Annotated in this window: 7 protein-coding genes; 6 read left to right on the top strand and 1 reads right to left on the bottom strand. The window is 39.1% G+C overall.

Going from position 1 to position 12,347, the window contains the following annotated elements:
• Nucleotides 1-43: 43 nt before the first annotated feature.
• From HII17_RS01490 to HII17_RS01480, 3 genes are all read left to right on the top strand, one after another.
• Nucleotides 44-1,876, top strand: coding sequence for an SLC13 family permease (locus HII17_RS01490; RefSeq protein WP_169073553.1), 1,833 nt, complete (start codon nt 44-46; stop codon nt 1,874-1,876).
• A 98-nt stretch (nt 1,877-1,974) separates the two neighbouring features.
• On the top strand, nt 1,975-3,537 hold the full coding sequence (locus HII17_RS01485; protein WP_169073552.1) for an AMP-binding protein: 1,563 nt from the start codon (nt 1,975-1,977) through the stop codon (nt 3,535-3,537).
• A 345-nt stretch (nt 3,538-3,882) separates the two neighbouring features.
• Nucleotides 3,883-4,788, top strand: coding sequence for a PEP-CTERM sorting domain-containing protein (locus HII17_RS01480; RefSeq protein ID WP_169073551.1), 906 nt, complete (start codon nt 3,883-3,885; stop codon nt 4,786-4,788).
• Nucleotides 4,789-4,820: 32 nt separating this feature from the next.
• On the opposite strand, the gene HII17_RS01475 is transcribed toward HII17_RS01480, so the two are convergent.
• Entirely contained in the window at nt 4,821-7,067 is a 2,247-nt protein-coding gene (locus tag HII17_RS01475; RefSeq protein WP_169073550.1) for a response regulator, read from the bottom strand.
• Between the two features lie 360 nt (nt 7,068-7,427).
• Here HII17_RS01475 and HII17_RS01470 point away from each other — a divergent pair, with 360 nt between their 5' ends.
• The 3 genes from HII17_RS01470 (at nt 7,428) to HII17_RS01460 (ending at nt 12,336) form a co-directional block, all read left to right on the top strand.
• The gene (locus HII17_RS01470; RefSeq protein ID WP_235938607.1) at nt 7,428-9,464 is read left to right on the top strand and encodes a TonB-dependent receptor; all 2,037 of its coding nucleotides are present in this window, start codon (nt 7,428-7,430) and stop codon (nt 9,462-9,464) included.
• 169 nt (nt 9,465-9,633) lie between these two features.
• Entirely contained in the window at nt 9,634-10,926 is a 1,293-nt protein-coding gene (locus tag HII17_RS01465; protein ID WP_169073549.1) for a M20 family metallopeptidase, read from the top strand.
• A gap of 150 nt (nt 10,927-11,076) precedes the next feature.
• Nucleotides 11,077-12,336: an NRAMP family divalent metal transporter gene (locus tag HII17_RS01460; protein ID WP_211185216.1), complete on the top strand. Its 1,260-nt coding sequence runs from the start codon at nt 11,077-11,079 to the stop codon at nt 12,334-12,336.
• Nucleotides 12,337-12,347: the final 11 nt, after the last annotated feature.

The raw sequence follows: 12,347 nt of genomic DNA, 5'->3' as shown, positions 1-12,347 counted from the left end.
CGTTAATTAAATGTTTGTAATCAAGTATTAAGCAGATTTTACTGTGCAGATCCCTGATATACCCAATACACATGCGCTAATCATGCTGTTGCTAACAGCTGTTGCACTTTATTTCTTTAGACGGGACGATATTCCGTTAGAAACGTCATCCCTTGCTGTACTAGTTGTGCTTTGCCTAGTATTTACCGTATTTCCGTTTGAAATAGATGGTAAGCATTTAGAGCCTTCTTCTTTATTTTTTGGCTTTGGTCATGAAGCTTTAGTGACGGTTTGTGCGTTGATGATTATTGGACATGCATTGGTTCGCACAGGTGCGTTGGTTCCTGTTGGCCGAAATTTGGCGAAACTTTGGAAAATTAGTCCTACTTTATCGTTATTATTTACACTTATTGTTGCAGGAGCATTGAGTGCTTTTGTCAATAATACGCCAATTGTTGTACTGCTATTGCCAATATTAACCAGTGTAGCTATTCGTACGCAGACAGATACCTCACCGATGCTATTGCCTATGGGCTTAGCAACGATTGTCGGTGGCATGACAACCACAATTGGTACATCGACAAACCTACTTGTAGTGAGTGTAGCAAGCGATATGGGTCTACCACGAATGGGTATGTTTCATTTTAGTGTACCAGCGCTTATCGCGGCATGCGTAGCTATTGCCTATTTATGGTTAATAGCACCTAAGCTATTACCGTCTAGAAAAGCATTACTACCAGATACGTCACCTCGCTTGTTTAGTGCATATCTGAATATTGACGAAGAAAGCAACTCTAAAGGTAAAACTGTTGCTGAAATTTTGAAGTTAACTGACGACCAAATGACAATCGAGTCTATTCAGCGCAAGCCTGATTACCGCAATATCAGACCATTTCCTGATACCGTGCTGCAAGAAGGAGATCGGCTTCAAGTTAAGGACACGCCTGAGCAGCTAAAGGAGTTTGAAGCGGTTTTACAGGCAACGTTGTTTAGTGGTGCTCACAAAGTAGATGATGATCATCCATTAAAAGCTGAAAAGCAAATGTTGGCAGAGATCGTTGTTATACAGTCGTCAGAATTGGATGGCCGAACGTTAAGAGATGTGCAATTTGCCAAACGTTACGGTATTTCCGTACTTGCGCTTCATCGAGACGGTAAAGCAATGGATATCGGTCGACGAAGTATTGGCAATGTGGTGATACATACCGGTGATATATTGTTGGTGCAAGGAGAGGCGGAACAGCTATCTGAACTAAGGGAAACGCAAGGTTTTTTGATTATTGACGGTGCCTCTGACTTACCGTATTCACAAAAAGCCCCAATGGCACTATTAGTATTATTTTTTGTTATAGGTGTAGCTGCTATTGGTCTGCTACCGATAGCAATTAGTTCGATATGTGGCATTTTGATTCTGTTGGTGACCAAGTGCTTAGATTGGAAAGAAGCGTCGGCGGCATTAAGTAGTCAGGTGGTGTTAATTGTCGTCGCGTCATTAGCCCTTGGTTCGGCTATGATGCAAACAGGAGGAGCAGAATATATCGCGCAATTGTTTGTAGCACTTGCTTTTGACCTGCCACCAGCGGGAGTTCTGTCAGCATTAATGTTAATGCTAGCTGTGCTAACGAACATTGTCTCTAATAATGCTGCGGCAGTAATCGGCACACCAATCGCGGTTTCTGTTGCTCAACAGCTTAATCTACCAATTGAACCTTTTATATTGGCGGTTTTGTTTGGTGCAAACTTAAGTTACGCCACGCCAATGGCCTATAAAACGAATATATTAGTTATGAATGCTGGTGGATATCAGTTTTCTGACTTTATCCGAGTAGGCATGCCATTGATTATTTTGATGTGGATTTCATTATCATTTCTCTTGAGTTGGCTGTATTTGTGGTAGGAACAATATATTTATAACTTTAATAAAAACAATTAAGACTATATTGTTAGTTGTAACTTTAACTATTTACTCGTTAATTTAATTGCAGGATAACTAAAATGACAAATCAAACTGCACTTCATTTACCCGCGGGAAATCTAGCAGATTTCATTGAAAATACACTCGAGAAATATGCTGAAAAACCTGCATTTTCATGTTTAGGGCAAACACTATCTTTCGCAGAAATAGACGCGAAATCTCGAGCGTTAGCTGCGTACTTTCAGCAACTACCTAATCTATCTCAAGGCGACAGAGTTGTCGTGCAATTACCTAACTTAATTCAATATCCGATTGCGGTATACGGCGCATTGCGAGCAGGGCTAGTCATTGTTAACACTAATCCATTGTATACACCAAGGGAGATGGCTCATCAGTTTAAAGATTCTGGTGCCAAAGCAATTATTATTCTTGATGATTTGCTGTCTAAATTAGAAGAGATTAAAGCACAAACTGATATTGAAACGGTCATATCGACTAAAGCTACAGATCTATTAACTAATGATTTATCTGACGCTTCTAGCGGTTACGTGAGTTTTAATCAAATACTGTCAAACTTCGCGAATCAAGAATTGGCATCTCGTCAAGCGGTATCGAGTGATGACGATAGTGTGTTGCAATATACTGGTGGCACAACTGGTGTTTCAAAAGGGGCATGTTTAAGTCACAAAAACTTAATTGCCAATGCAGAACAGTCTGCTGAGCGTCTTGAAGGAAATTGTTTGGAAGGCGAAGAGATATTTGTTTGTCCGCTACCGCTTTATCATATCTACGCTTTTACCGTCAATATGGTGTTATTTTTCTCTCGCGGTAACTTGAACGTGCTTATTCCAAACCCACGTGATTTAGATGCCTTTGTAAATGCCATAAAGCCATTTAGGTTTACTGGCTTTTCTGGCATTAACACCTTATTTGTTGGTCTATGTCAACATGAGGAATTCAAACAGTTAGATTTTTCTGCATTTAAGCTAACTATTTCTGGCGGTACTGCATTAACTAGCTCTGCAGTCTCTGTTTGGAAAGAGGTGACTGGTTGCTCAATTAGCGAAGGTTATGGCTTGTCTGAAACATCGCCTGTGTTGTGCCTAAATAAGCCTGGTGAAGAAGAAATTGGCTCTGTTGGTAAACCGCTTTGTCAAACCACTATTGAGCTGTGGGATGAGAATAACCAAGCGACTGAAGAAGGTGAAATAGTGGCTAAAGGCCCACAAGTCATGCGAGGCTATTGGAATTTGCCAGAAGAAACAGACAAAGTGTTAGTTAACGGTTTTTTCAAAACGGGTGATGTTGGTATTAGGTTGCCGTCAGGTGCGATTAAAATCGTCGATCGCTTAAAGGACCTAATTATTGTCTCTGGTTTTAATGTATATCCAAACGAAATCGAAGATGTGCTAAGTACACATCCTGCAATTTTGGAGGCGGCAGTAATTGGCGAGCCTGATGAACATTCTGGAGAAAAAGTTTGCGCTTATGTCACTTTGGCGAGTGAAATTACACCGGAACAAGTGACTAGCTATTGTCGAGAGGTTTTGACTGGCTATAAAGTGCCTAAGAAGGTTGTGTTTCTAAAAGAATTACCCAAATCTACTGTTGGTAAAATACTTAGAAGGGAACTTCGCAATTAATTACCTAAAATATAGATAATAGTTGTATTTTCTGGTTAGCCCATTAGGTGGACTTTGTCTCCACCTTAATTTTCCCACAAAAGTTCTATTCACAGAATTTGTTAATTTATTATAGTGATCTGAGCTAATGCTAATTAAGTGCAACCAATATTAAAACTGCTTAAATACTCATTGAATATTATGTTTACGTGTAAAGATAAATCAATGCAACTCAATTAATTGTCCAAATACTTTACAGCAAAAATTTACATGAAATTTTACTGTTTGAAATTTAACCAATTTTTTTTTCGGTTTAAATTTCGCTTAAGTGTATAAAAATTAATCACGAAAATTATGGAGAATAAAGTGAAATTAATATCTAAATTTATACTCGTAACGTTATTACTGACAACATTTTCATCGAAAGCTGGAATTATCGACGTGTTGTGGTTATCAGGTAATACAAATTACAACGACTACATTGCAACTATGGCTGCCGGCGGCGCAAATGATGCTGCGAATTATGACCCTTTATTAGATGGTTCAAATAGTTGGAATATCGATTTTTGGGCAAATGGTGCAGCCGCTCCAGATTTGACAACATATGATGCGTTAGTCATCGGTAGCACATGCTATGGGGCTTCTTTGCATAGTTGCTCTGGCAGTAACGGATTTTTTGGGTTAGACATCTATGCCGACAATATATTAAATAACAAAGCAGCAATTGAAAGTGCTCGAGGTTCTCGTACATTTGTTAGTGGCCAAGATGCGGATTGGCATATGACTCGTTCTAATAATATGGATGCGATGGCTTTCTTGATTAATGCGGTTAACTGGGCAGCGTCAGGAACTGGGCTTGGTATAGTTGCGTTAGCAGATGGGCATCAAATTTCGCCAGGAAATGGTTGGATAAATGATAACAATTCATTTTTAAAAGATGAAATTGGTGGTGCGAGATTAACAGGCGATAGTGAGAGCGTGGTCATTCCAACAGACAGTGAAGATTTTCCAATCAATGAAGGGTTAACTTCAGCGAAGCTAAGTAACTGGGGGGTTTCATCACATACTTACTTTGATAAGAGTCTATTAGATGCGTCAAAATGGAAAGCTATCAATGATTATTCTGTACTAGATGGCCCAAACGCAGTAACAATTGTTACTGCAAGCGAAGCGAGCGGTAGTACCGACCCCAATGATATACCAGAGCCGCAAACTTTAGTTCTATTTGCGCTGTCCTTATTACTATTGAGCTATCGAAAAATAGTGAAATAATTACTTTTTTATTGAGTTATCAACATCAACTGTTATGTAATGTTGAGCCATTTTATTAGCTTTTCTAAAATTATGTCTTTGGCAAGTGGTTTTGTCATGTAATCATTCATACCAATCGCTAAGCATTTCTCTTTATCTCCAGCCATCGCATGTGCAGTCATCGCTATAATGGGTGTTGCTTTATAGGCATCTCCCCCTTTGCCTTTTCGAATATTTTCGGTGGTAACATAGCCATCCATTACTGGCATTTGACAATCCATTAATATTAATTGATACGGTCGATTGTTTTTCAATGATGCATACAGCATAGCAAGAGCTTCGGCACCGTGACTGGCGATGTCGCAAGTTAAATTAAAGTGAGCTAGTAATTGCGTAGCAACCACCTGGTTAATACGGTTATCTTCAACTAATAGTATTTGGGTATTGTTAGGCCAATCTGGAAGGTCTTTGTTTTCTCTTGTTTGTATTTTTTGCTTATTATTCGGCGCCTCACTAAACGGCTTGTTAAACCCTGTTATTGCTTTTAATAATTGTGAGGAATACATTGGCTTGGTTAATACAAAATCAACATTGTCACTTAACAATGCATGCACTTTATTGTCGTCAGTGGTAGATAATAGCTGAATGATTTTCAGAGATTGGCAGTTAGGTAGTTGTTTAACTTGTTCATTTAATGATTCAGCGTGAATACCATTTAAATGATCACCTAAAAGTATGAAGTTAAATGCTAGAGGCTGTTTACATAACGACAATGCTTGCTCCGCTGTAATTGCAGTTTCTACTGATATCCCCCACATAGTTAGTAACTTAGTAATGACCGTCAAATGAGTGTTGGAACTATCAACGATCAAAGCACGCAGGTTTGATAAGTCTGGTTGGCTAGGTTGTTTTGTGGTGTCAGAGCAGCGGTTAAGAGGCAGGGCAATAGTAAAACAGCTGCCTACACCTTTTTGGCTACTAACTGAAATTTTACCATTTAATAGTTGGCACAGGTGTTTCGAAATCGAAAGGCCTAAGCCCGTACCACCATAATTTCTAGTTGTAGAAGTATCTTCTTGTTGAAACGACTGAAAGATTTTGTCGCGTTTATCATCTTCAATACCAACACCTGAATCTATGATTGCGCAGTTGAACAAAGGTTTATCGTGTTTTTCATTAATGTTTGCTTTAATTAATATTTCGCCTTGTTCAGTAAATTTTATTGCGTTGCTGATCAAATTAAGCAGGATTTGTTTAATGCGTAAAGGATCAGAATTTACCATGACAATTGATACGTCAGCGACATCTAATATTAATTCTAGCCCCTTGCTGTGAGCGGATGCTTTTACAATATCAACCACTTCTTCTAACATTTCTATAATATTAAAATCGATATACTCAAGACTTAGCTTGCCTGCTTCGATTTTAGAAAAGTCCAAAATATCATTGATAACTTGGAGCAAGTTATTACCCGACGCCAGCGCAATAGAAACGCGATTATGTTGCTCAGAACTTAGGTTATCGTGATGCAATAGCTCCAACATGCTGATTACACCATTCATCGGTGTTCTAATTTCATGGCTCATATTTGCCAAAAAATCACTTTTAGCTTTGCTAGCTTGGTTTGCTTCTTTAACTAAACTAAGGGCAGATTGTTCTGCTTGAATCATCCTGTTTTGAAAACGATTGACGACCATGTAGGCAAAAGATAAGTAAACAATGAGGTTAAGGGCATTGCCAAATAAGTAACCGAAATTCAACCAAGTTGGGAAATTAACGGCGATTGGGAATGTTAACCAATGCACGGCATAAAGGTAGAGAATAACTATTAACAAAGATTTATACTGAATATCTTTGTTAAAAGTATTGTGTTTCAACGTGTAAGCGACGATTAATAAAAAAATGGCTTGTGTCGTTGAAAACCATGACAATGTTAACGTTTGTGCGCCTAAAAAGTAAAAAAGTATCAATAAACTAAGCAGTATCGATATTCCAAACCTTAAAAAGTTGGGGTTAATAGATTTTTTTTTGTTGCCTTCTACAAATTGCATTAACCCAATAATTAGGAAAATTTTTTCAAAAGTCAGAGAGAAAGCGTAAATAGCTTGTATATGGTCTTGCGCTATATACTGTGGCATAAAATGAAGGTTTACTCTGCCAACTAACATAAATAAAACAGCGATAAACCAAAATTTGGCACGAGTGCCAGAATTGGGTACTTGAGTTAACCAAAGAAAAAATATGGCGACTAATGAGTAGGCAGTAATCCCAATGATATTAATCGTTTCATACAGCGTCATGCTAGGTGAACCCAAATAGATATACGCATTATCGCAGTACAATATAAGGAAGTTATTGCTCTCAAAAATCACACTGCTTTGGTTAACATTGAATATAAAAAATATAGCACAATCAGGTAGTTTGTGTGTTTTGATGATAAATTAACTTGAAGCCAATTTAAGGAGCTACAGTGATTAGCGTAACTTCACAGGCTGCTTGCTAGATAAAGCATGTTGGCAGCTATATCTAAAGAGTCGCTTGATATGTCGTTTTTTTTACTAGATTGCGAATAACGTAAATGGGTATTTAAGCTAGCATTGTTCAGTTAATTTTATGGAACATAACAAATGCTAATAATAAGTAGGTTTAGGGAGTAATTTTTGAAATTAAATCGTTTAGTAGCGTTAGCTCTGTTGTTTTCTGTTGAGACCAAAGCACAAGAGCTTATTGAGCGAATGGAACAAATAACCGTTACGGCAACGGCAGGCGAACATCACTTGATTGATGTTGAAAGCAATTTATCTGTTGTTGATACCGAAGCGCTTGACTTAATTCAGCATGAACATATCAATCAAGCACTAAGCCGTGTTTCGGGTGGATGGATTAGTCGTGGCAATGGGCAAGAACACTTAACGGCAATTCGTTCTCCTGTTTTGACCGGAGCAGGCGGGTGCGGAGCGTTTTTTATCGCACAAGATGGTGTTTCGCTGAGAGCCCCAGGTTTTTGTAATACCAATCAGCTATTTGATGCCAATACCGAACAAGCCAGCAGAATTGAAGTGCTTAAAGGACCAAATAGCACACTATATGGCTCTAACGCAGTGCATGGTGTGATTAATGTTATTACGCCGGATGCCTTTAACCAGAAATTTTCTACTGTTGGATTTTCGACAGGCCCAAATGACTATTACAAGGGGAATTATAGTACCCAGTTTAGTAATGAAGAACATGCTTTCTTGCTTTATGGTAATGGTTCGCATGATGGTGGCTATAAAGACAATAGCGGCTATGCACAACAAAAAATAAATTTTATTCATCAATTTCAATCCCCCCTGTGGTCGACTAAAACGGTAATTGCTGCAACGAACCTTAACCAAGAAACTGCAGGGTTTATTCAAGGGTTTGAAAGTTATAAAGATGAAGGGCTGAAAACAGATAATCCAAACCCAGAAGCTTTTAGAGATAGTCAGGCGTTTCGTGCCTACAGTGAAATAAAGTATCAAGTTAACCCGACAACGCTTTATCAAATGACCCCATATGTTCGCTGGACGGAGATGGAATTTTTGCAGCATTATTTGCCTTGGCAACCAGTTGAAAAAAATGCCCAAAAAAGTTTAGGGGTTAAAGCAAGTATTGAAAAACAGTTTGAGCATTTTAATTGGTTTGCTGGGATAGATGCAGATCTTACTGAAGGTGAACTCGAAGAGTTCCAAGGAGAGGCTTTTTCAACAACGATACCTGCTGGTATGCATTACGACTATACCGTAGATGCGAGCGTTATTTCGCCATCAACTCAGCTTCAGTGGCTTGCTAGCGAAGCGTTAACCTTAAGTGCTGGTGTACGTTATGACAAGACGGAATATGACTACAATAATCACTTGTCTGCAGGAGATGCATGTGCTCCTACAGTAGACAATTGCCGCTTTACTCGTCCTATTGATCAAAAAGTTGATTTTGACGAGTTTTCTTATCAGCTAAGCGGCAGGCTTTTACTTGCTGATAGTATGAGTATTTATGGGCAAGTGTCTAATGGTTACCGTTCCCCCCAAGCGACGGAGTTATTCCGACTGCAAGCAGGACAACAAGTCACTGACTTACAATCGGAGAAAATGACGTCTATTGAATTAGGAACGCGAGGTCTTTTAAATTCATTATTTTATGACGTGACTTTGTACACTATGGAGAAAGAAAACTTCATTTTTCAAGATACCAATCGCCATAACATTAGCAACGGTAAAACTTCACACTTTGGCATTGAGTTTACGTTAAATTACATGCTGCCCAACGACTTTTACGTAAATGCTAATGGGACGTTTGCCAATCACCAGTATGAGTCATCGTTGCTCATCAGCCGTGAGGATATTAATGGCAACGAGATTGATACGGCGCCTCAACATATGGGAAGTGTTCAAGTGGGCTGGCAACCCCAAGCGCGTACAAGGGTTGAATTGGAATGGCTGCACCTAGGAAATTATTATTTAAACCCCGAAAATACTGCTGAATATACTGGACATAATTTATTCAACCTTAGAGCGGCATTTACGTTGAATAGACACTGGTCTGTTAATGTAAGAGTATTAAATCTGCTTGATGAAGATTATGCTGAGCGAGCTGACTTTGGCTTTGGTAACTATCGTTATTTTGTTGGTGAGCCAAGATCTGTTTTTGCTTCAATTAATTACATGTTTGATGAGTAAAAAACTACGGTACTTACCCAATAAGGCGCAATCAACCTTATAAATGTGAATGCGTATTTACATAACTTCGTAATAGTTTTATGATGAAAAGATAGACAGCAGGTTACATGCTGAATAATCTAATCGATAAGTTACGTAGATTGCATAAAGTCAGTTATGAGGGGAACACATGAAAAAAGCACTATTGTCATTTGCTATTGCCACTGCATTATTTTCAACTACGCAGGCTAGCGCTCAGGCACCAGAAAAATTATTAAAAGGCGTTGAAGGCAAAGTTATTGAATGGCGTCGTGATTTTCATCAAAATCCAGAATTGGGTAATCGTGAAACTCGTACTGCTGGTCTTGTGTCAAAGCATTTAAAATCGTTAGGCATTGCAGTTGAATCAAACATTGCTTACACCGGTGTTGTTGGTTTTTTAAAGGGTGGAAAACCTGGGCCAACCGTAATGTTGCGGGCAGATATGGATGCCTTGCCGGTTACTGAAAAAGTAGATTTGCCATTTAAATCAACAAAAACAACGAATTACCGAGGTGTTGACGTCGGTGTAATGCATGCCTGTGGACATGATACGCATGTTGCTATGTTAATGGGGGCTGCTGAAGTACTCGCTAAAATGAAGAACGAACTAGCCGGCAATGTCATGTTTGTTTTTCAGCCGGCCGAGGAAGGTGCACCTGTCGGGGAAGAAGGCGGTGCTGAGCTTATGCTGAAGCAGGGTATATTTAAAAAGTATCAACCGGAGGTCGCTTTTGGCTTGCATATCACCTCTAGCTTGCCGACAGGTGTTATTGGCTACAAAAGCGGTGCAGCAATGGCAAGTGCTGATCGTTTCGAAATTACTGTTCATGGTGAACAAACACATGGTTCAACTCCTTGGAATGGTATTGATCCAATAGCTACTGCTGCGCAAGTGGTTAGCGGTGTGAACCATATCGTTAGCCGTCAAATCAACATCACTAAAGAGCCTGCCATTGTCTCGTTTGGCAAAATTGCGGGTGGTGTACGTAATAATATTATTCCTGAAAAAGTTGAAATGGTTGGCACCATACGCAATTTTGATATGGACAACCGCCAACAAATATTTGAAAAAATCAAAACTACAGCAACACATGTTGCAAAAGCCAATGGCGCTACCGCTGATGTTGAAATATTTGAAGGTTATCCGGTAACTGTTAACAACCCTAAACTTACTGCACAAATGTTGCCTACGCTACAAAGTACAGCTGGTGAGAACAATGTCTTAGAAATGCCAAAAATTACTGGTGCAGAAGACTTTTCATTTTACGCGATGGAAGTACCTGGTTTATTTGTTTTCTTAGGAGCTACACCTAGAGATAAAGACCCTCGTAAAGTCGCGAGTAACCATTCACCTTACTTTTTTGCCGATGAGTCGTCATTTAAAACAGGTACGGCTGCATTAACCAACTTAGCACTTGATTACATGGCACAAGCGAAGTAATCAATAGTTGTATAAACGTTCGTTTTTACGTTCATCTTAATGAACATTGCGATATAAAAGTACCTATAGCATTACACCTTCTCCTTTCCTAGTGCTAATGGGCTTTTATGTCGCCTATGTTGTGATGGCTGGTAATTTAGGAAGTTCATAATGAACCTTCAAATCAACATTCAAAAAATATTTCAACTATTAGGTCCTGGAATTGTCTGGGCGGCAACCAGTATTGGTGTGTCTCATATTGTGCAATCCACCAGAGCTGGCGCTGACTATGGTTTTGCATTAATTGGCTTTATTTTGCTGGCGCATGTTATTAAATATCCCTTTTTCTTATTCGGTCCTAAATATGCAGGGCTAACTGGAAAAAGTTTGTTAGATGGCTACAAATCGGTAGGTAATTACGCATTTTATCTATTCCTATCGCTAACCTTAATCACCATGTTCTTTGTTCAAGCGGGCGTAACTATAGTGACATCCGCACTGGCAATGAATTTATTTGGTGACTTGCTTTCGCTCTCAGGTTGGGCAGGGCTTATTCTCTTGGTTGTGTGTACAGTGTTAATTATTGGGCACTACAAATTACTAAATAATTTATTAAAGTGGATGATGTTAGCGCTTGCGATTTGTAGCATTATCGCGTGGTTTGCCGCAGTAGGGCGATTAGGGCTAACCCCCTCTGGTGATGCGCCTATCATTTCTCTAACAACTGGCGCAAGTATAGCGTTTATTGTCGCATTGGTAGGTTGGATGCCAACAGCGATAGAAGTGTCAGTTTGGCATTCATTGTGGACCCTTTCTCGTGTCGATAAGCCAAGTAAAGAAGCCGCTAATAACGCCTGTATCGATTTTAATATTGGTTATGTAACAAGCTTAATTTTAGCTCTAATTTTTGTTTCTCTTGGTGCTATGCTGATGTTTGGAGAAGGAATTAGTTTTGCTAATTCTGCGGCCGCTTTTGCCGGGCAACTGATCGGTGTTTATACCAAAGCACTGGGTGACTGGAGTTGGTTGTTAATGGCGATAATTACGTTTGTTGCATTGTTCTCCACTACATTTGCTGTGGCTGACGGCTTTCCTCAAGTTTGGAGGAGAGCATTTACTTTGGTTCGCTCAGAAACTAACGAAGCAAAAGCAAATGCCGCCTATATAGTCACTTTACTTGTTTTAGCATTGGGCAGTTGGTGGATAATTACCTATTTTTCTCGCAACATTACGATTCTTTTGGATTTTGTAACGACAGTATCATTTGTCAGTGCACCAATATATGGCTGGCTTAACTATCAAGTAATGATGAAATCTGAGATTGATGAATCAGAAAAGCCCCAAGGAATATTTAAGGTATACACCTTAATTAGCTTGGCATTATTAACCTTATTTAGTGTGTTCTATTTGTGGTGGAAATTTATCGGCTAATCAGGTGTTAA

Origin of the sequence: Thalassotalea algicola (genome assembly GCF_012932965.1) — a bacterium.
Taxonomy (GTDB): Bacteria; Pseudomonadota; Gammaproteobacteria; order Enterobacterales; family Alteromonadaceae; genus Thalassotalea_F; species Thalassotalea_F algicola.
This window is presented reverse-complemented; position numbering and strand designations above follow the sequence as displayed.

Bases quoted from the DNA above. Each gene is read 5' to 3' on its own strand.
- HII17_RS01485 (WP_169073552.1), top strand. From the start codon at position 1,975: ATGACAAATCAAACTGCACTTCATTTACCCGCGGGAAATCTAGCAGAT.
- HII17_RS01465 (WP_169073549.1), top strand. From the start codon at position 9,634: ATGAAAAAAGCACTATTGTCATTTGCTATTGCCACTGCATTATTTTCA.
- HII17_RS01460 (WP_211185216.1), top strand. From the start codon at position 11,077: ATGAACCTTCAAATCAACATTCAAAAAATATTTCAACTATTAGGTCCT.
- HII17_RS01475 (WP_169073550.1), bottom strand. From the start codon at position 7,067: ATGACGCTGTATGAAACGATTAATATCATTGGGATTACTGCCTACTCA.